This window comes from Neobacillus sp. B4I6 (assembly GCF_050434045.1).
In the GTDB taxonomy this organism is placed as follows: domain Bacteria; phylum Bacillota; class Bacilli; order Bacillales; family Cytobacillaceae; genus Neobacillus.
Window position 1 is genome coordinate 1,980,057 of record NZ_JBNPWB010000002.1, and the last position, 21,903, is coordinate 2,001,959.

The following is a 21,903-nucleotide window of genomic DNA, read 5'->3' on the forward strand; positions in this document are numbered from 1 at the left end:
CTTTTTAGATGGTTACCTTTTTACAGTATCCAATAGTTTAAATAAATCAGTATTATAGAACTTAACCATCAGTTTGTTTGTCTTCTTTTCCTCTTTTATTTTCTTGATGGCTTGATCATAGGCATCTGCAAATTCTTGTTCTTTTTTGTTGAATAATGGCCACGTTTTGACGACCGCAAACTCATTATAAATAAGGCCATTTGCTAAATTATGGTAAGGACCATCCTTTGCAAGAACTTGCTTTTCATACGTTGCTCCCAAATAAATGCCTCCATCTACACGTCCTTCATTTACCCATTGAACGACATCCACTGAGAATGCATCTCCGGCTTCCAGTTTAACTTTATTGTCTGGATTGGCTTGGTTATATTCATCCACAATGGTATATTGAGCATTACTTGCCGCAATAGGTGCTAACGAAAGCTTAGCTTTAGCAAAGTCTGATAAGTCTTTTATATTTTCGTTTTTCTTTTTTAACAAAATGCCAACGCCGCTGAGTCCGAGGAATTCTTTCGGAAAAATATAACTCTTCGTTCTTTCCTCTGTGAACCAGGCATTTTTTACCCCTACTTGATATTTGCCTTGCTGCACCCCTACCAATAAGTCTTCACTGGATGTTGGCACATATTCGAATTCATATTCTGGCAATGCCTTATCCACTAATTCCATGACTTCAATTTCATATCCGGTTGGGTTGCCCTTTTCATCTAGGTATCCGATTGGTTTACCGCCTTGATCAAACGCTACTTTTACTTTTCTGACTTCTTTCTTAGTAGCTCCCGCATCCGATTTTGCCCCAGTTGTTGCCGTTGAGCCGCAGCCTGCGATGAGGGTTACTAAAGCGATTCCTGTAGCGGCGATTTTAATAAACTTATTCATTTTCATTGTCTTTTCCTCCCTTAGATTCATATTGTTGAATAGCTGTTTGAGCTAATTTTAAAATGGTTAGATCATCCATTGGCGGATTATGCAGGCCTGCCCGGACATCTCGGTAATAACGCTGCAGTGGATTGGTCAGCTGTAAGCTTTTTGCTCCGACTAGTCGCATAGCTTTGTCGACCACGGTAATCGCGGAGTTGGTCACAAGATGTTTGGCTACAAGTGCTTCATTTGTGATATCCCCTTGACGATCCTCATCAATGTAAGCCTCTGCCGTACCATATAGGGCAAATCTTGCTTTGTATAATTCCAAGTCCATCTCGCCTAATAAAGCCTGCACGTTCGGCAGCTGAGCGATTGGACCCTTAATACTATTGGGCGAATGGGTATTGGCAAATTCGAGTGCAAAGTCCCTGGCCGCCTGCGCGATCCCTAAATAGGTGGCAGGGATCAGCAGACCCCAGCCATTCAGTTTAAACCCCGTATGATAACTGGGGATTTCGACCAAGTCCGACTCATCCACTACCACATTTACTAATACTAGATCATGGCTGCCGGTACCACGCATCGCGATTACATTCCAATTTTCCTCGATGGTTAGTCCTTCCGCTTCTTTTGGAATCAGCAAAAAGCCTACCGTTCCTTTTTCTTCGATCCAAGCAGAAGTTAAAAAATAATCCAGTTCCGGTGAGCAGGTTGTATGCTCTTCCGCCCATTAATCACCCATTTGCCAGCTGCCCGCTTAGCGCTTGTTCCGGGCCTGCCCCCGCGAATGGGACTGCCTGTAGCCATTTCGCTTACTGCTCGGTTAATGATGGCCCCATTGTTCACTTCTTCAGCAAAAAAGTCTAACTTTTCTGGATCCCAATACCGATTTTCAAATAATTCTCCAACGGTCATTAATGTCCATCCAATCGATAACGCGGTGCTGCCATCATAGCTTCCCAGCTTTTCTTGTAAAAGAATGGTATCGTATAGAGAAAATCCTGACCCGCCAAATTCCTCTGGTAAGGTCAATTTTGTATAACCGATTTTTCTTAACGCCTGGATATTCTCTCTAGGGAAGCTGCCCTCCTTGTCGATTTGCGAGGCTTGTGCTTTAAAGTCCGCTTCTAATGGGTACAGCCGTTCAAGCCACTTACGCTGCTTGCTATTTTTTACAAATAAGTCCTGCATGCTCTTTGCTCCCTCCTAATAATTAATAAAAAAGACTGCTCCCATTTAGAATGGAAGCAGCCTTCAGTTGACTGATAAGCTAAGCTCATAAGTTTAAATAATTTTTTGGAATATTATGTATCTATTACATTATAATAAGTACATTAATCCAATGTGTCAACTAGGAATTTAAATTTGTATTTCCATTAACTAATTTACATACTCCAGATTCATATGAATCATCAAGAAGATCTGCACCGTAAAGAGACTTTAAAATTTGTTTTCTATGGGTTACTGGTATTTGTTTTAAGGAAAATTCACCAAATGAGCCTAAATGACTTAGCAATTAAATTTGATGTTGATATAAAAACTATTACTAGAGAAAAAAGTAGACTTAAGGGGTAACGCCCTAAAAGACGAGAATTACGCTTGGGTAAGCAACAAACATAGTAATAATACTTCTTATCGTGTGGTTCGGGTAAATATTTGTTGGTTCATACTCCCATAAAGGGTGAAGATATGTTAGAAAGTTATAAAGCAAATCACATGTAATGATATATAATATGGTTGACTGATATTTCTTCCAATTTCTCCAATCTCCCCATAACCACGCTACTAAAACATCCATTATACACACTGCTATACAGAACATTAAGTATCAATCCTTATGTCAAACAGTCGTCCTCACAGGGTTCTGTTTTGATAAATATAATTACTACCACTTTTTTACTTTTTGCAAATGGTAGAATTTTATTCTTATGATTGAACTACTGCCGGTTACTTTAAGTGCATTCCTTCATTATCGTTTTGTATATAATAATAAAGGGATGGAACCATTACGATCCCATCCTAAAAGTTCTTTCACTTTATTCCATTCCACAAATGACGGTATCCGAAGCAATCCACCTTTGGTAAGGTTCCTATACTTACTCTGCACTTAATTGGCTCGATAAAAATATAGTTTACATGTTAAAGTAATCCAAAGTAGTGAACCTAGCTTAGTTCCGAGTTTTTCTATTTTAATAGTTGTGAAGTTTCGTTTTAAAAAGGAAGATGCTTTAGATCGTTTCGATGATAATGATACTATCATACAACTTAAGATTCGTTCCATTACCTTAAGAGATATGGAAGCCACATGCTTTCGAGAATATTTGTTGAAACGATGTATAGTGAAAGTGATTATGTCTTTACCGCTACTTTATTTCTATTAAGCTAGTCCAAATAATTTCATAATACTTACTATTAAAATTCCAACTACTCCAAAGTCTGAATCACCAAATGTAGTTCCTTCAAAACCAACATTCCCTAAGAAGACTAATAAAACAGCTGGTATAAAACTAATGATGAGTCCATTGGCGAACGATCCAATCATAGCACCACGTCGACCGCCTGTAACATTTCCAAATACCCCTGAAGCTGCACCTGTAAAAAAGTGTGGTACTAGACCTGGAACTATTACCTTTAAACCAACGATAGGGAGAATAAACATCGATACCCTAGACGTTCCACGCTTGATTACAATCTATTTATCCAGATAACGATGCCTCTATTGTAGATTTTCTAAAGTTAACTTCTTCTCCAGCGTCATTTATTATAATTAAATATTGAGAACCTGCAGCAGCGTCATATTTTACACTATAATATTTCCCAACTGTAAGATTCGTTGCTGAACCATACCACCAGTCACCATCAAAAACGACCTTCCCATCTAATGAGCCATTAAATCGGACTTTCCCTTCTATAGGTTCCGAAACAGGAATTTTAGAGGATACTTGATTTGTAAAATTTGGGCACAAAGCATGGCACCACTTACTTTTCGTAACAACATAATGATAGGTTAACTCTAAAAAAAAGCCGTACAAAAAAACGCATCAGTGAAAAAAATCACCGCGCGGTAAGTAATGATTATAGTTGGAAGATTTTCTGTCTTCGTATTCTTAACTGCATAACTCTAAACTAGAATGTTGATCAAAATATTTGTTTGCTGATTGTAAGCATCGCCGCGCATGTTCTTCATAGCCAAATGCTTTAACACGCTTGATGTTTGGCAATTCTATCGAACATGGAATTTCTGGAATTCGATCTATAATACTTGCAACATCAATACCACCTTCTCCAACATATAGGCGTTCTTCCCGAAGAATTCGTGTCATTTCTTCCATTGAAGTAGGAATTTCCTTAACAGCATCGCAAAGATGGAGAAATCTGAACCATTCCCGTGGTACAGAATCCAGGTCCTCCACTTTATCACCTGAACGATGAAAGTGGTGGATATCGATCATAAGACCAGCATTCTCCTGTTTTGCAGTTCGAAGAACGTCGTGGGCACCTGCAAGATTGTGGACGCTTGCGATTGGAACAAACTCTAATTCGACTGTAAGCCCGAATGGTTTTGCCAATTCACACAGTTCAGCAAATCGCTCGATACCATAGTTGTGATCGTCCGACCAGATGCTGCTGAGAACATGTTTTCCACCCAGCTCCGCAGCTGCTTCCATAGCAGAAAGATAATTTCTCAAATCCACGCCATCGTAAATCTTCGCTAGTTCAATATCAAGAAGCTTAACACCTGTCTCAGCAAGCGCCTTTTTCGTTTTCCTCATTAATTCCTTATTTTCAAGTGAAAAGTTTGGCTCTCCAGGTAGACTCATATAAATAGGACGTAAGCTAACATAATCATATCCAACTCGACTAGCGATATAAATCATCTCAGGTGGCGGACAACCAAGTACTGTAAGATAGGCTAAAGAATATTGTTTTTTCATCGTACCTCTCCCTTATAAAAAAGACACAGAAGGCGATATTCTTATCCTTTTGTGTCTTTTTATATGAAAATAATAGTGATAACGTTTGCCAGTAGCTAGTTATTATTTTTCTAATTCTGGATCGTAGAATTCGCCAAATAATTCTTCATCTGATGGTCTGTCTTCCGGAATTGGACTAGAAACCCAAGTTGTATTCATATAATGTTTTAGAGAAACATTTTCAGATGTAGCATTTCCGCCCCAAGTACCACAGCCCATTGAAGAGGTTTGGGGCATACCATTAGTAAATGAGCCCGCATTACCGATTGAATTAGGTTGACGAACCATGATCCGGCTAAATGGACCCCACTCACCTAAACGATTAATATGTTCGTCGTTAAATGAGTAGATCCCGCAAGAGTGACCAATCCCTCCGTTTTCAAATACACCTTCAGCCACTTTCAATGAATTTTCAAATTCGCCATCATATTTGTGAAGAGTTAGTAAAGTAGTTAATTTTTCATCTGCGAATACTTTACCTTTTCCTACACCATCACTGATTACCATGATGAATTTGCGGTCTTCCGGAATGCTAAAGCCAGCAGCTTCAGCAAGTTTTTGTGGAGAAATCGCAACCGTATCTGGTAAACGATGTCCTTCTTCATCCCAAATGACTACGCGAAGTTTTTCTCTTTCTTCATTGCTTACTAAATATCCGCCTTCTGCTTGAAGCTGTTCTACCATTTGATCATAAATAGATTCATGGATGATTAAGTTACCATCTGCGGAACAACCGGAGCCAAAGTCTTTTGTTTTACTTAACATGGTATTGTGAGCTGCATCTTTTACATCCGCAGTTTCATCAATGATAACTGTCGCGTTACCTTTACCTACGCCATATGCAGGAGTGCCGGAACTATAAGCTGCACGAACCATATCTTGACCGCCTGTTGCCATAACTAAGTCAGCACGAGACATTAATTCGGTTGTTAGGGTTTTGCTTACAGTTGGTAAGCATTGCAGAATATCAGCCGTCGCGCCTTCTCTTTGAAGAGCTTCTCTCATTAAACGAACTACTTCGTTCGAAGTACCTTTTGAACGTGGATGTGGACTGAAGATCACAACATCACGAGCTTTAATCGCATAAATGGCTGTAACTACCGGTGTTAATTCCGGGTTGGTTGTTGGAATGAGTGAAGCAATAATACCTGCTGGTTTCCCATATTTTTTGATACCTTTTTCAGGGATTTCTTCGATAACACCAACACTCTTTTCACGTAATGCATCTCTAAGTACCCCACGAATTTTCATGCGTTTTCCGACACGATTAACAGGATCACCTAAGCCGCTTTCTTCAACGCCCATAACTGCAATACGTTCAAAAGTCTTTTTATTTGCAACAGCCCAAGCAACAACTCGGATTAAGCGGTCTACTTGTTCCTGGCTGTAGCTTTTAATAACTTCGAATGCTTTTTGAGCTCTTTCAAACGCTTCATCCAGTAGTTCTTCTTGTTCTGGTGTTATTTCTTTTGTTTTTTTAACAGCAGTAATTGACAAAATAATTACCTCCTAAAATTTTAAAATGAATTTTAAATATCCAAAAAGGATCTAGAAGAATTGTAGATACAAAGAGATTGGTAGATCGATCTAATTATTATCCAAGCTTTAGTTGTGATTTTGGTGCCGCATATAATTGTGAACATGGTCCAGCCTGCAGCATATAACTGCCACCATCATGGCCTATTATGTGCTTAACTTCCTTTGCAACATTAATGAGTGCTTCTAAATTAATACCAGTTTCAATCCCCATCTCAGACAATGTATGAACAAGGTCTTCAGTTGCAACATTTCCTGTTGCACCAGGAGCATATGGACAGCCCCCTAAGCCTGTAATTGAACTATCAAAATTGATGATTCCCTGCTGCATTGCAGCAACTGCATTGGCAATCGCCATTCCTCTTGTGTTATGGAGGTGCATTGTAAAAGTTATATCCGGAAATTTATTTCGAAGATGACCAACAGTGTTGTAAACCTGTCTTGGATTCGCCATTCCTGTTGAATCGGCTAGAGAGATTTCTTCAATTCCATAACCAATGTATCGTTCAATAATAGTGTCGAGCCGGTCGATTGGAACTTTTCCCTCAAAAGGGCAGCCGAAAGCAACTGAAATAGATCCTCCAACTTTGACATCATGTTTACTGGCTAATTCAATAATTGGAGCAAAGCCATCCAGTGCCTCTTTCGTTAAGCAGTTAGCATTAGATAAGCTGTGTGAATCCGATGCAGATAACATCAGCTTCAACTTTTTAATTCCTGATTCAATTGCTCGCTCTGCCCCCCGAACATTAGGAACTAGAGCCCGAAATTTAATTCCGGTCAACTCTTGTGAATGTCTTACTACTTCTTCTGCATCCTTTAACTGCGGGATCGCCTTTGGATGAACAAAAGAAGTGATTTCCATCGATTGGATTCCTGTTGTTGCTAATTTTTTAATAATTGCAATCTTATTCTCGGTTTGAATCCATTCCTTTTCAGCTTGAAAGCCATCTCGTGGTGCCACTTCACAAACAATCACTTTTGAAGGCAGCTTCAGGTCAGTTGAAAAACTCATCTTATCACTTCCATTTTAGAATCACATATAAAACCAAGTTTTCTATTAATCTATTTCACTTCTCTCTTTATAGAGAACAGCAATAGTGGAATGATTATTCCATGGTCACACAGTAACGTGGTGTACTTTCTTACCTGGCGAATAGATATCCATGATATTCCAATGCCCATCTGTTGGTACAGGATTATTCAACATTGCAACATCAATAACGACTGGCTTATTAGCCTTGATGGCTCTTTCTAAAGCCGGCTTAAATTCTTCAGCAGCTTGAATTTTAATTCCTTCAATTCCATATGCTCTTGCAATGGCTGCAAAGTCTGGTGAGTATGGCTGATCATCTTTTGTAAACACTGTCCCTAAAGTAGTTCCGAAATGAGCCTTTTGCAGGCCTGCAATTGTTCCAAACGCGAAGTTATTCATAATTACCCATACAACCGGGATATCTTCCTCAAACGCTGTGGCAAGCAATGCTGGATTTTGACCAAATCCTCCATCACCAACTAAAGAAACTACAACTTTGTCAGGAGCAGCAATTTTTGCCCCTAAGGCTGCTGGTGCCCCAAATCCCATGGTACAGAAGCCACCAGGTGTAAGAATCGAGCCAGCTTCATAAATTGGGAATTGCTGTCCGACACCGTTTTTATTCCAGCCAACGTCAGTCGTAATAATTGCATCCTTTGGAAGCACCTCACGTACCTCTTCCAAGATTCGTTGAGGCATCATTGGGAAGCAATTTTCGTGAATATATTGTTGGTTGTTCTCCTTGAACTCTTTTCGATAAGCTTCAATCTCTGCTTTTAGAGATTCCAGGTATACCGGCTGCAACTCATGTGGATACATTTCTTTAGCAACACGATTTAATACAGCCAATGCTTTTTTTAAATCTGCAACAACACCGATATCAACAGGGTAGTTTCTACCAATCTCAGTTGGATCGATATCAATTTGAATAAGTTTTGTTGGCGGGAAATTGAACGTATATTCTGGTTCCCAAGAACTGCTGTCTGCTTCGCCAAACCGAGTTCCTAATGCTAAAATATAATCAGCTTCTTTGCATTTATTATTGATGAATTTCGTTCCCCAGAAGCCGGTCATACCTAATGTTAATGGATGGTCATCTGAAACAGCACCTTTTCCCATTAAAGAATGAGCGACTGGGATATTTAAGTGATCAACAAGCTCTCTTAACTCTTCGGAGGCGTCTGCAAGCATGATCCCGCCGCCAACATAGAACACAGGATTTTTTGCAGCTGCTAATGTTTGAATAATTTTCTTAGCTGTTTCATCGTCAATTGAAGGCTTGTGCAACGCTTTTGTATTATGCTTTACTTTTTCAAACCAAGAAGTTTCGAGTTCTTTTGAAAAAATATCCATTGGAACAGATACTAAAACTGGACCAGGATTTCCGCTTTCCGATAATTGAAATGCTTTTTCTAAGATTTCAGGGAATAAATGTGGACTATCCACACGCCATGCACGCTTTACAAATGGACGATAAATCTCATATTGCGTTGCATCAGCATGTAAGTTTATCTCTTGGTGTGGATGTTTTCCGTAATAATGGGTTGGTATATCCCCGGCAATAACAACCATTGGGATGGAATCCAAAGCAGCATTAGCCACCCCTGTTGATGCATTAGTTAGACCCGGACCTACGTGACTTAAAACAACAGCTGCTTGTTTTTTTACTCGTGCATATCCATCTGCCATATGGGCGGAAATTTGCTCGTGTCTTACATTTACAAATTTAATGGAGCTCGTTTCCAATGCTGATAAGACAGCAATGTTGGTATGTCCACATAGTCCAAAGATGTGTTCGATTCCTCTATCTTCGAGGTACTTTACTAATTGGCGAGAAATAAGTTCTTTCATTAATTTTGCTCCTCCCTAAAATCAATTAAAATTTTGCCATATTGACCTGAAATAGCGTCACCATAAGCCCTTTCAAAATGGCTTAATGGAAAAATATTTGAAACTATTGGTTTAATATTAAAATCTTCATCCATTAGGTATTCAACACATTTTTCGAAATCCTCAGGAAAACTATAAATAATCGAACCTTTTATAGTAATTTCGTTTCGAACAATATGCATAATTGGGAAAGTAGCTTCAGGAGCCAACCCTATGTATACAATTGTTCCGCCTGGTTTAATAATTTGTAACGCTTGTTCGGCAGAAGCTCTTGCTCCAGCAGCTTCAATTACAATATTAAACGCTTCTCCCTGTATTTCTTGAGGGAGGGCTATTTTAACTCCTGCAAACCCATTACGTACTTTCTCAAGTTTCTTTTCGTTAATATCAACAGCAGTAACTTGTGCCCCTAAATATTTTTCTAATGCAATTGAAAGCATACCTTCCGTCCCGCACCCAATCACACAAACAGAAGTATCTTTTGATATTTTAACTTTTTGAAAGGCATGAACAATTACTGCAAAAGGTTCAATCAGTACTGCTTTTTTATTTGGTAATGATTCAGGAATTGGTAACACATACTTTGATGAAATGGTAATTTCTTCAGAGAAAATTCCAGAAATATTAACACCAAGGGAAAGTTTATTCATACAAATATTTTTTCTACCGTTTAAACAATTTTCACATTCATCACAGAATGTATTTGGTGTAACTACAACTCTAGTTCCTACAGTAAATGGTACATGTTCACCAACTTCGATAATTTCGCCGACTAATTCATGACCAGGAACTAGAGGGTACTTGGCGTGACCAAGTTTTCCTTTAAATACACCAATGTCGGAACCGCAAATCCCACCATATATTAATTTGATTTTTACATCATCTTCCTTAATATCTGTTACGGAAGGAAGTTTCTTTAATTCTAATTCACCAGGATTTTTTATATATAGCCCCAACATTCTCTTCACCGCCAATCTATTTAATTGATTTAAAAATAATTACCTAGTTTATAGTTTTGTAGATCGATCTAATTATCGTTAAAAAATTTTTTCGAACAAAATAGATCGATCTAAAAAATAGCCAAGCTTTAAAGAATATTGAACACCACCCCATTTCTTGAGAATTTAAAAAACATGCTAAGTAAGCGTTATCACTATATTATCTTACAATTTTGATATTTGCAATACATTTCCTTCAAAAAAATAGATCGATCTAAAAATTAATTCATCTTAAAATAAAAGAGAGCATTCAAGTGCTCTCTCTTTTCAAAGGTGTTAGCCTTTATGATGATTTTCGGACGACGAGTTCTGGTTGTAAAATGATTCGTTGCTTTTCGCGATTCTGATCTAAAATTCTGTGATGCAAGAGATTTGCCGCCTGTGATCCGATAAGTCTTGCAAAAGAAGACACAGTAGTTAGGGGTGGATTATATAAAGGGGCTTCATTATTATTATCAAATCCGACAACCGCAATATCTTTTCCGGGTTCTATTCCATTCACTTTCAAACCCTGCAGTACCCCATGTGCGACAAAGTCGTTAAAGCAAAAAGCGGCAGAGGGTGGTTTAGGATTATTAAGTACTTGTTGAACTGCTTCTGTTCCACCGTCTCGTGAGACAGCGCTTTGAATTATCAACGACTCATCAATTTCAATCCCTGCTCGTGTTAATGCCCTACAATACCCTCGCCTTCTTTCTTTCCAGGCGGATGATTCTGACGTTCCTCCTAAAAAAGCAATTCTTCTATGTCCTTTTTGAATTAAATGGTTTACTGCCATTTGTGCTCCTGCAGCATAATCAATTCCTACATAATCACACATCACATTTTCCAATTCTCGAACGGCAAGAACGATAGGAATGTCAATTTGTTTTATTCGTTCTATTGTTGCTTTTGAACTGTCTGACACAGGGCATAGAATGATTCCCCCTACCCGATGCTCTAGCATTCTCGATATCAGCTGCTCTTGCCTGGTATCTGAATCAAACGTAGTGCCAAGGAAGACATCGTAACCCGCCTCTTCCAACGCATTATGAACCCCCCTTAACAGCTCAGTATAAAAAGGGTTGGCGATATCGGTAATAATTAGTCCAACAGTGGACGAACTTTTTTGGGATCTCATATTTGCAGCAACACGATCATAAACATATCCCAGTTCCCGCATTGACGCTAAAACCTTTTTCCTCGTTTTTTCAGCTATCTTGGGACTTCCTCGAACTATAAGTGAAGCGGTTGCTCGGGATACACCTGCATGTTTGGCAACATCCATCAGGGTAACACGTTTTTTTTCCTCCATGAAAAATCACCCTCTAACTATTTATAAAATGTGTACTAACAAGTTATGACTTGAAAAAAGCAACTACACATTCTCTAAAAAATTTTAAAAAATAAAAGACAACTAAATTATAATTTTGAAATAGAAATAATGTCAATCATATGAGGGTATAACTTCATGGTGGCAATTCTATAGACACCATGAAGGAATATCGAAAAAAAGAACTTCACCAACTTATCAGATAAGGATTGTAATCCATATCCATCAAGAGGGAAGTCCTTTTTATGCTGGTTAAAAGAATGTTATCGAAAAAACATGTAGATAAATCCTCTTCACCACTTAATAACTATTCTTTTAACTCCAGACGCTGGATCTTACCAACAACAAACAGAAGTGATAATGCACCAGAAAGTGCAAGAACGGCCATATAGATTAAAGCACCTGTAAATGAATGTGTTTTTTGGACAATGATACCGATAATAATTGGAGTTAGGATCCCTGAAAGGTTAGCGGCGACGTTAAAAATACCACCTGCCAAACCTACTAGTTTAGTTGGAGCCAGGTCAGAAACCATAACCCACCCAGTTGCTGCCATACCTTGTGAGAAAAAGGCAACAGACATGATTGCTATTACTAAGCCAGGTACTTGGGTGTAGTTGGCCAGAACGATTAAACATGCACCTAATGCTCCCGTAATGATTGGCGTTTTTCTAGCAACTGTTAAGGATTTACCACTTTTGACCATTTTATCCGACCAAGCTCCCGCCAGTAAAACACCAACACATGCGGCGATATACGGTAGAGACCCCATAAAGCCGGCTTTGATAAAGGACATATGTTTTTCTTGAACAAGATAGGTTGGGAACCATGTTAAGAAAAAGTACAGCATTGACGCCACAGAGAATTGTGTAAAACTTATTCCCCAGATTTGACGGTATTTTAGCAGTTGTTTAACTTCTGACCATGTGATCTTGTGTTTCTCAACAGCATTTTCAGCTAGTCCACCGCCTTCACGTATGTAATCCATCTCTTCTTTATTAATAGCTTTGCTGTATTTTGGATCACGATAGTACTTTACCCAGACAAATGTAAATAGAATTCCCACAATACCCGTTACAATAAAGATCATTTGCCAGCCAAAATTCGATAATAGCCAAAATAGAATTGGTGTCGCGAATGCTAAGCCTACGTATTCACCTGCAGTGTAAACACCCGTAGCTATTGCACGTTCCTGTTTTGGAAACCAAGCAGCTACAACACGACTGTTAGTCGGAAATGCAGGTGCTTCCGTGATACCTAATGCCAGACGGAGCCCAAAGAATCCTGCAAAATTTTTTGCAAACCCTAAGCATAGGGTAGTGATTGACCATGTACAAAGCGATACGGCATACGTTAACCTAGGACCAAATCGATCTAAAATCCAGCCGCCTGGAATCTGCATAAAGGCATAGGACCAGCCAAAAGCCGAAAAGATCAAACCGAGTGTAACCTGATTTAAGCCTAAATCCTTCTGAATGGAAGATGCTGCAACTGAGAGGTTAGTTCTATCAAGATAGTTGATTGCTGTAATGATAAAAAGAAGTGCCAAAATTGAGAAGCGAGCGCGCGTTGGTTTCTTCAATGGTATTGTCATTGATTTCCGTGCTACTTGTGCCATTTAAATCCCCCTTATCGGTTTCCCTACTTTTTTGTCCTCTTGCTAATACACAACATGATAGCGATTACATTTTAATTAAAATTAAACTGTAATTAGACTGAATCTCAAATAAAATAGTAAAGGGATCAAATTTATAAATTTTGTAAACTAGAATATCAAAGACTCGGATAACGCTTACAAAATTCAATGATAACTTTCATAGATATTTATTTGATATATCCAATCTTTTAAATTACGCTCACTACCCAAGAATAAAACCTTTCACTTTTGTTTTTCACCCCCCGTTTAAAAATTAGACCGATCTAATTTTTTTAGTAGATCGATCTACTTAATCTATAATTTAATTATATAATAAAAGAATTAGTTTGAACATATTTTTTAAATTTTTGTGACTATTTTCTCATTTTAAATTTCAAGGCATTAAACAACTTTAGGAGCAACGAAATGTATATCCTGCGGTGATATTTTTGAATTCACTCCAGATATACATTTAAGAAGAACTCCTTACAACCAATTCCGGCTTAATGATGATTCTTTGCAGACTCGATCAAGGCCGATAATTCTTTGATGCAAAAGATTGGCAGCTTCAAAACCGATCTGCAGGGCAAAAGAAGAAACAGTTGTCAAGGGAGGATTATATAAATATGATTCTGATACATTATCAAATCTGAGGACTGTAATATCTTTCCCTGGTATTTTTCCTCCATCAATCAATCCCAACATGACACCATGGGCCACGAAACGAGGAATCGCATTTCTTGGCGTTCCTCGGGATCATCTGCACGGTAGTAGGAGGTGCATCCGCAAGAGAACCTGGCGGATAGCATTCGCTCCTCCCTCCCGGGTTACATCGTTCATGATAATTAATGATTCGTCTACCTCGATACCAGCATGTTCCTTTGGAATTAAATGGTTTACAGCCATTTGTGATCATACAACTAGCCTTAATTCTTGGTTAAATGCCATTTGAACTTCGATCATAGATATCATAAGCAACTTTCAACGATTCAACAATAAAGTCTGCTATATCGTTAGGATTAAGATTGTCGGTTTCAAGTTTGGAATGATGAATATTGTATAATGCTTGTCTCTGATAAAACAACTTTTCGATTTCTTCGGTGGTTTTCCCGTGCAATACTGGCCTAGTATCAATTATAATATTTAGCCTTTCTTTCCATGATTCCCATGTAATATCTAAAAAAATTACAATACAATTTTCTAATGTAACTTTACGAACTTCTTCTTGAAGGTACGCTCCTCCGCCTAAAGAAATTACCTTTAGTTTTTGGGTACAGTTTTCCTTAATTATTTCTTTTTCCTTTTCACGAAATGATTGCTCACCGATGAGTTTAAAAACATCCACAATAGGAATATTAAAACTATTTTCAATAACCTTATCTATATCAATAAAATCCCTATAGAGCTTCTTCGCAACCAATTTTCCAACGGTAGTTTTTCCCACTCCCATAAATCCTATAATAACAATACTTTTCTCCCTTATTGATCCTCTATTGTTCATAAATTAAAACACTCTTTCTAAAGGTAATTTTCTTTACACGATCATAACAAATATTTCTTTAAATATAGTTTAAATTTACGTAATATTCTAAAGAATTATTGTCTAAAATTTATTCTATTCCTACACTATTTTTAAGTTTAAAAAACAAAGCCAACTTTTCTTCATTTTCCAAATTACTATTCATAATTTCACTTACCTTACTTCCTAGAGCTGCATTTTTTTCCAACATAATACTTAGATGAATCAATTGTCTTTTTTCTTCTTCCTTTAAAGATGCTTCATCAACTCCGAATATTAACTCCAATGCCATATACCCAAACGTGCTGAACATCTTATCATAAAATGACATCCCAGTAACCTCCCATTGTTTTTTTAGATTGATCTAATTTTAAAGCGAACAAATGTTACTTTTATCTCGCAGGTGTTTGTCTAAAGCTAACAAGGTTTTAGCCAGTACTTGCAGAGATGTAAGTATTTGGGGTGGTGGACAACCAAAAACAGTAAGGTAAGCTAACGAAAATTGTTTTTCCGTCATGTAGTCCTGTTTTGTTAGATCGATACAATTTTTAGCGTTAGGTCCTCCCGAATTGTTTAGGTTTATTTTATTAAATAATGTTTATGCCTTCAATGTATTTATAAGAATATTTATATTATTTTTTCTTAACTACAAATGTGTGCATATGATACTCTATTTTGATGAATATATCGCCTAAAAATTCCTTCTCTCTGAAATCCCATTAATATAATAATATGTTTGATCCACCAATACTTATTAATTCAAGTGATGATCTTCAAAGATAGCCATGAACGATCAGCGAAACTTTTCTTTTAGGCACTATGACATGTGGTCACCCTCATCCGATAATATACAGTCGCAGCGTGCAGATTTTGCACCTGCCGACTGATGGAGTCGCACCCGTGTCCCTATTGTAAACTAGATGTTATTATTTTGTGCTCGGTCTATGAGACTCGTAATCCAATCCCAGCAAATGAATGATTCATTCTGAATTAAGCTCAAAATATTTAACAACTCCGAGGGATTGATGATGATAAAGGAATAGGAAATTGTAGTCATTTTTATGGTGAGATATCTTCTCTAAGATGGTTGAATAAATAATGGGATTACATTAGAAAATAAAGCATACTTTTACAACCGATTATGGATTGCAAATAAAAATTTAACTAGATGTAACTATTACCAACTTTTTCTCCTTATTCTTTAATTTCTAATGCTGGTAAACTATTGACTAAATCAACTGTTTGAAAAGACACATTAATAACAATTTTAATTTGTACTTTTTTATCGATGCCTGAATAGACCTTTAACGGTATTATGGTTTTCAATTAGTGCAAAGAATCGTGTTGCCTGTTTTATGTTAATAATACTGAGCAATAATCCGGATAAAACGAGAATGGTGCCAATAAAAAAATTCAGATTAATATTTTCATCTAATAACATCCATCCGAGCAAAACGGAAACAAGAGGCTGGACCGGATAAAACATTGAACAAGTTCCTGCCTCAATTAAGGATAAGCTTTTATTCCAAAACACATAGGCTAATGCAGTGCAAATAAGTCCCATATACAGAAATGAGAGAATAATAATCCAATTGAAATGAACATTTTGCGTCAAACTAAGCTCATAGAAATAAAAGGGAAAATTGCATACTGCAGCAATAAAAATTCCATATGCCGTGATTTGAAGAGCGTCGTACTTACTCGCCATCTTGCTTACTAAAATGGATACTGCTGCCCAGGTTAAAACCGAAAAAGTGGACACTAATATTCCCAATAAATGCCCATTGCTATCACCACCGCCAATTGTCATATATATTCCAAAGATGGATAATATAATGCCCATTCCTTTTTTTAAAGTGAGCTTTTCTTTTAAAAAGATGGCGGCGAATACTGAAATGGCAACTGGGTTCATTGAATTTACAAGTGATGCGAGTGAAGATCTAGATAACTTTATTCCGAGAAGCTGTGCTCCAGTTGAAACAAAATAGCCAGTAAAACCAATCAAAAAAATATATTTATAATCTTTTCGTTCAATTTTTTTGCCTCAAGAATCTTAATTTGGCGGGACTGCGTGGGAATCGAACCCACCAGACCTGGCAAGCAGGTCTCAAGCAGTTTTGAAGACTGTGTATGGGACTAGTGGTCAAATCAACTTCAGTTTCCTTAGTAATATCAAGGGGTCTCGGCAGTCTCTTGATAGTTTTTTAGACCGTTTTCCCTCAACCTCTACAGTCTCAATTCTAAAATAAATATTTACTTAAGACAATTTGAAATATTATCCAATCAGCTGTACAGCGGAACCCAAGACCCCAAATATCATTTTAAGAAAATGTTTTTTCTCTTTAGTAATTTAACAGAACCATCCATTTCGAACTTGATTAATTTTGCTTGAAATGGCACGAACTTATTACCAATAAATCCGGTCAAACCTTTGATATAAAGCCATTTCTTCAAATGGTTTAAAATGGATTATAATTTCAACTTGGCATAGACTTGGCACGGACTTGGCATGTACTGAATCCCATAAATAAGGGTTTTCAGGGCTTTAAAAATGCAATTATCGGCAGAGTAATTTGCTCCTGGTGGAATGAGGATTAAAAGAGAACTCCCAGACTACAATCTGTGGGGTTCTTTTTCATTTGCTCATAAATTTTCAGCTCAAGACTATATAAGGCAGCAGTCGAATGGGATACACCTGTATGTTGTAATGATACATATTATCAATATAAAAGCCGTCTTTCGACGGTTCTTATTGAAGTAAAGCACCCAGTTACTTTAAGTGTATTTCTTCACAAACTTATTCTGTTTCTTTATTGCGGTTATTTCAAAAATGCTGCCCCGGCTAAATACCAGCCTTTTGGGGACTGTTTGAGATAAGATTGTGTTATATAAATTTATCAATAGTGATATTTATTCAAAATTGGCTCCGACACATTTCCAAATCGCTTTGCCTTTTATTATAGTAATTCCGTTTATTTTTAATTGAAGATATGCAAGTTTTTATTCACTTCTTGCATATTTTCAGCTTTTTTTACATTCAAAAAACATACTGCCATAAACAGTATGTTTTAAATACCAAATACACAATTGGGACACGAATTATTTCAAAACGTTTGCCTTTTTGATTGTATCAATAAAAGCCATGAAAGCTTTGGATGGCTCATTGGCATATACAATCCCAAAGGGAATCTCATAATCCCATTCTACAGGAATCGTCACAAGGGAAGGATGTACCTCTGCCCAGATATCCAGTGTTTCCATGACATAGTTCATCTGCTCACATTTATTGAAAACATCTGCATCATAGAAATTTGGTGTGTCTATGATATGGATTTCTGGATGTTTTGCTTCAATCTCATCCCGCAGGCGGTCTAAAACCAGAGCTTCGCCACGTTTTACAAGCATAAGAGTTTCTCCGTATAAATCTTCCCATTTCAATAGCTTTTTCTTTGCTAGTCGGTGTTTGCGTGAAACAGCTATGCAGCATTGATTCATTCCAAGCAATTGGACATTGTATTGCTTCATCCACTGAATAGAGCCGCAGGGACCTACAAAACAGTCGATCTCCTTGCCTAAAGAGGCAACAGTGGAGATCATATCGTCTTCAAAGGGGACAATTTTTATCTGGAAAGGTAAATTGCCGCCATCAATTTTTGACCATAAATCAATCAGTATCTTGCATGGACGCAGCAAAGAAGTTCCAACTCGGATGACGTATTGTTCTTCACCTGCAATATGTCTGGCACGCTGGATGGCGCTGTCGGAAGCTTGAATCATCTGCTTTGCATCTTGATAAATAGAGCTTCCGGCTGCGGTCAAAAATACGCCTTGGTTTGTTCGCTCCAGTAGTTTCACTCCTATATCACTCTCAAGAGCATTGATCTGTTTCATTACGGATACGGTAGAGATAAACAGTTTTTCTGCTGCTTTGGAAAAGCTCCCACAGTCTGCTACTTGAATAAATGTATAGATTTGTCTATTGTACATGCAACACCTGCTTTAACTTTAAGTTAAAGCTATGTTAGCTTTTTGGTGTATTCACTGTCAAGTAGCTATGGATTAAAATTCAAGAGTATTAATGTTAAAACTTTGGACTGTGATTCAAGCTTCCAGTCCTTGGTTTAACATTGAGGAATAATCTTAAAGGTTAGAACATAGGGCAAGAGATGTTTTTCAGTAAGGAGGGAAAATGGTGGAATCTATCACTTTGAATAATGGTGTGAAAATGCCGATTTTGGGATATGGTGTTTATCAAATCAGTGCCAGAGAATGCGAGCGATGCGTTTTGGATGCAATCGATGTTGGATATCGTTCGATTGATACAGCACAGGTATATGGCAATGAGAAAGCTGTTGGGAATGCAGTCCGAAAATCTGGTGTGCTGCGCGAAAAACTGTTTATTACAACCAAATTGTATATACCGTCTGGCGGTTACCGAAAAGCAGTCAATGCGATTGATGAATCGTTGCGGACTATGAAGCTTGATTATATTGATCTGCTTTTGATGCACGAGCCTTTTCATGACTATCACGGGATTTATCGTGCCATGGAGGAAGCCTATCAAAGCGGAAAAGTCAGAGCAATTGGAGTTTCTAATTTTAATCCGGATGTGTTCGTGAATCTGGTAGAATCTTGCAATATCATTCCTGCGGTCAATCAGGTGGAGACACACGTATTTCGAAAGCAAGCGCAGGCACAGGAAATGATGAAACAGTATGGTACACAAATTGAATCTTGGGCGCCTTTTGCAGAGGGAAAGAATCACTTCTTTTCTAATGAGACATTAAGAGAGATTGGGAAAAAATATGATAAGTCGAACGCAAAGGTGGGTCTTCGCTATTTAATCCAACGAGGAATCGTTGTAATACCAAAATCCACTCATAGGGAACGGATGATAGAAAATATGGATATCTTTGATTTTACGTTATCTTCCGATGATATGGCAAAGATTGCCCTGTTGGATGGAGGTAGAAGTCTGTTTTCATGGTATTAACTAAGTCAATAAGGAGGTCCTTTCTTTGAAAGAAGCAGATTTAAAAGTTAATCATGAAACTTCGGAAAGAAGTTATTCTCTCATAACAGCAATACTTTTTTGGTGTGGTTTAGTTGTTGTATCTAGCCTATATATCACCATTCCCTTGGTTTCAGTATTTGCAGAAGCGTTTAAAGTATCAACGTCACAAGCAGCCTGGATCGGCAGTGCATTTTCATTTTGTTATGCTGTGGGTTTTTTATTTATCGGTCCCTTATCAGATCGCTATGGACGAAAGCAAATTATTTTAATTGGACTAATTGTGTTAACCATTGTTTCACCTGTAATTGCATTGCTTGATAATTTGTCTTGGTTGATTGCTCTTCGGGCGATACAAGGAATTGCTGCTGCAACGTTTGCTCCAGCTGCACTTTCGTATGTAGTAGAACATTTTCCAGCAGAAAAACGGATTACTACAACTGGATTTGTTAGCACAGGATTTTTAATGTCTGGAATTGTTGGTCAGGTGTTTAGCAGTCTAATAAGTGAGAACTTTGGTTGGAACTTTGTGTTCTATATCCTTGGAGTGGTTTATCTAATCACTGCAATATTAGTAACGTTTTTTATCCCAATGAGTGATGCTCCACAAATAAAAGGCAGTATGCTTGACTCTTTTAAACAAATGGGAAAGGTTTTTACACAAAAATCCTTAATTTTGTGTTACATCATCACTATAACGCTTTTACTTTCTTTTGTTGGTATGTATACAACGCTAGGAAGTTATTTAAGTGGAACATTCGGTCTCAATAGTCAAGATATTCTGTATGTGCGATGTGTCGGGATTTTAGGTATGTTAGTTTCTCCGTTTTCTGGAACACTGGTCACAAAGTTTGGTATTCAACCCGTTATTAGAGTTGGCTTATCTTTAGCCGTTTTAGGTCTTGCGATTTTGGGAATTAGCTCTAATTTGGTCTTCCTTATCGTGATGAGTGTTGTTTTTGTGGCTGGCGTCTCCATAACCATTTCTACCCTAATCTCACTTGTCGGACAATTAGGAGGAACTGCAAGGGGTTCTGCGATTTCATTGTTCTCATTTATTCTATTTATGGGTGCAACTCTTGGACCGATTGTAGCTATGGGTATATTGAATATAAGTAGCAATCTTTTAACATTTGAATTGTTAGCACTTTTGTTAGGAATAGGATTAATCTCCTCAACTCTTATTAAAAGGAGAGACCAGGTATAACGAAGGAAAAAGGATAATATTGGTCTTGTTTGTTGAGTTTACTAAAATCTTAGGAGGATAAAAAATGAATAAAAAACTTATCGTCGTTGTTGGAGCAGGTCCTGGTGTCGGAAATCATGTCGCAAAGAAATTCGGTGCCAATAACTTCCGTATTGTTCTAGTTTCCCGTAATCAGGAAGCGCTGGATCAATATGTGCAGGAGTTGAGCTCGGAGGGAATAGAAGCTTACGCCGTAGCTGCGGATGCGTCAAGTCAGGCATCGCTAACAGAAGCTTTTGACCAAATCAAGAAAAAGTACGGTACCACTGATGTTCTGGTGTACAACGCTGGAGTTTTGAAAGGCGGAAAACCAACTTCTTTGACAGCAGAATCCCTTGTGTCTCATTTTCAGGTGGACGTAGCCGGTGCCTTGCATTGTGCACTACAAGTTATTCCGGATCAAGTAGCACAAAAATCAGGAACAATCCTCTTCACGGGTGGCGGATTGGCGCTTTACCCTTCAGCAGACTACACCGCTTTGGGCATAGGCAAAGCTGCGCTACGCAACCTAGCCTTTACTCTGGCTGAAGAACTTAAGCCTCAAGGCGTTTTTGTCGGCACGGTTACAATTGCTGGCGCTGTCGCTCCGGGCACTCATTTTGCGCCTGAACTAATTGCAGAGAAATATTGGGAGCTATATCAAAAACGTGAAGAACACGAAATTGTATACAGTTAAGGCTGATGTTGTTCTGATTTAGAAACCTTTGTGTTATTGAACATAAAAGTATGACTTGTATGTCTTGGAACAAATAATCTCTGTTGGTTCACAGAGCTCAAAGCAACACTAATTAAGATTTAACTTAACATTTTTATTTAATGCATCAAACGGAATCATTTTAAATGAAGAGTTAATGACAAGGCGGAGGTTAAATTATGAACCG

General features: G+C 37.8%; 17 protein-coding genes and 2 pseudogenes. 3 read left to right on the top strand and 16 right to left on the bottom strand.

Annotated elements, in window-relative coordinates; genetic code table 11:
• Positions 1 to 12: 12 nt before the first annotated feature.
• From QF028_RS11905 to QF028_RS11980, 16 genes and pseudogenes are all read right to left on the bottom strand, one after another.
• On the bottom strand, positions 13 to 885 hold the full coding sequence (locus tag QF028_RS11905; protein WP_429465634.1) for a transporter substrate-binding domain-containing protein: 873 nt from the start codon (positions 883 to 885) through the stop codon (positions 13 to 15).
• Positions 872 to 2,055 (bottom strand): annotated as a pseudogene (locus QF028_RS11910) (acyl-CoA dehydrogenase family protein). The gene QF028_RS11905 and the pseudogene QF028_RS11910 overlap by 14 nt, the downstream one beginning before the upstream one ends.
• Positions 2,056 to 3,241: 1,186 nt before the next feature.
• A pseudogene (locus QF028_RS11915) lies at positions 3,242 to 3,529 on the bottom strand (PTS transporter subunit IIC); the annotation flags it as partial.
• Positions 3,530 to 3,560: 31 nt separating this feature from the next.
• Positions 3,561 to 3,830 carry a hypothetical protein gene (locus QF028_RS11920; RefSeq protein ID WP_429465637.1) on the bottom strand — a complete coding sequence of 90 codons (270 nt, stop codon included), beginning with the start codon at positions 3,828 to 3,830 and terminating at the stop codon, positions 3,561 to 3,563.
• Between the two features lie 141 nt (positions 3,831 to 3,971).
• Complete coding sequence (locus tag QF028_RS11925; RefSeq protein WP_429465639.1) at positions 3,972 to 4,799, bottom strand: sugar phosphate isomerase/epimerase family protein; 828 nt, start codon at positions 4,797 to 4,799, stop codon at positions 3,972 to 3,974.
• A 102-nt stretch (positions 4,800 to 4,901) separates the two neighbouring features.
• Entirely contained in the window at positions 4,902 to 6,335 is a 1,434-nt protein-coding gene (locus QF028_RS11930) for an aldehyde dehydrogenase family protein (protein WP_429465641.1), read from the bottom strand.
• Positions 6,336 to 6,432: 97 nt separating this feature from the next.
• Positions 6,433 to 7,389 (bottom strand): hydroxymethylglutaryl-CoA lyase, encoded by a 957-nt coding sequence (locus QF028_RS11935; RefSeq protein WP_429465642.1) that lies wholly within the window; start codon positions 7,387 to 7,389, stop codon positions 6,433 to 6,435.
• Between the two features lie 105 nt (positions 7,390 to 7,494).
• Positions 7,495 to 9,261 (bottom strand): thiamine pyrophosphate-binding protein, encoded by a 1,767-nt coding sequence (locus QF028_RS11940; protein WP_429465644.1) that lies wholly within the window; start codon positions 9,259 to 9,261, stop codon positions 7,495 to 7,497.
• Entirely contained in the window at positions 9,261 to 10,259 is a 999-nt protein-coding gene (locus tag QF028_RS11945) for a zinc-dependent alcohol dehydrogenase (RefSeq protein WP_429465646.1), read from the bottom strand. Before QF028_RS11945 ends, QF028_RS11940 begins: the two co-directional genes overlap by 1 nt.
• Positions 10,260 to 10,581: 322 nt before the next feature.
• Positions 10,582 to 11,592, bottom strand: a complete 1,011-nt coding sequence (locus QF028_RS11950; protein WP_429465648.1) for a LacI family DNA-binding transcriptional regulator — start codon at positions 11,590 to 11,592, stop codon at positions 10,582 to 10,584.
• A gap of 325 nt (positions 11,593 to 11,917) precedes the next feature.
• Complete coding sequence (locus QF028_RS11955) at positions 11,918 to 13,228, bottom strand: MFS transporter (RefSeq protein ID WP_429465650.1); 1,311 nt, start codon at positions 13,226 to 13,228, stop codon at positions 11,918 to 11,920.
• Positions 13,229 to 13,732: 504 nt separating this feature from the next.
• Positions 13,733 to 13,951 (bottom strand): substrate-binding domain-containing protein, encoded by a 219-nt coding sequence (locus QF028_RS11960; RefSeq protein ID WP_429465652.1) that lies wholly within the window; start codon positions 13,949 to 13,951, stop codon positions 13,733 to 13,735.
• 232 nt (positions 13,952 to 14,183) lie between these two features.
• Positions 14,184 to 14,747, bottom strand: a complete 564-nt coding sequence (locus tag QF028_RS11965) for a shikimate kinase (RefSeq protein WP_088091041.1) — start codon at positions 14,745 to 14,747, stop codon at positions 14,184 to 14,186.
• A gap of 109 nt (positions 14,748 to 14,856) precedes the next feature.
• Entirely contained in the window at positions 14,857 to 15,096 is a 240-nt protein-coding gene (locus QF028_RS11970) for a hypothetical protein (RefSeq protein WP_088091042.1), read from the bottom strand.
• A 951-nt stretch (positions 15,097 to 16,047) separates the two neighbouring features.
• On the bottom strand, positions 16,048 to 16,800 hold the full coding sequence (locus tag QF028_RS11975; RefSeq protein ID WP_429472288.1) for a DMT family transporter: 753 nt from the start codon (positions 16,798 to 16,800) through the stop codon (positions 16,048 to 16,050).
• A 1,064-nt stretch (positions 16,801 to 17,864) separates the two neighbouring features.
• Complete coding sequence (locus tag QF028_RS11980; RefSeq protein ID WP_429465655.1) at positions 17,865 to 18,752, bottom strand: LysR family transcriptional regulator; 888 nt, start codon at positions 18,750 to 18,752, stop codon at positions 17,865 to 17,867.
• 205 nt (positions 18,753 to 18,957) lie between these two features.
• On the opposite strand from QF028_RS11980, the gene QF028_RS11985 reads away from it, so the two are divergent.
• The 3 genes from QF028_RS11985 to QF028_RS11995 all read left to right on the top strand — a co-directional run bounded on the left by QF028_RS11985 (position 18,958) and on the right by QF028_RS11995 (position 21,698).
• Positions 18,958 to 19,758 carry an aldo/keto reductase gene (locus QF028_RS11985; protein WP_429472290.1) on the top strand — a complete coding sequence of 267 codons (801 nt, stop codon included), beginning with the start codon at positions 18,958 to 18,960 and terminating at the stop codon, positions 19,756 to 19,758.
• 25 nt (positions 19,759 to 19,783) lie between these two features.
• On the top strand, positions 19,784 to 20,983 hold the full coding sequence (locus QF028_RS11990; RefSeq protein WP_429465658.1) for an MFS transporter: 1,200 nt from the start codon (positions 19,784 to 19,786) through the stop codon (positions 20,981 to 20,983).
• 64 nt (positions 20,984 to 21,047) lie between these two features.
• Positions 21,048 to 21,698 carry an SDR family NAD(P)-dependent oxidoreductase gene (locus QF028_RS11995; protein WP_429465660.1) on the top strand — a complete coding sequence of 217 codons (651 nt, stop codon included), beginning with the start codon at positions 21,048 to 21,050 and terminating at the stop codon, positions 21,696 to 21,698.
• Positions 21,699 to 21,903: the final 205 nt, after the last annotated feature.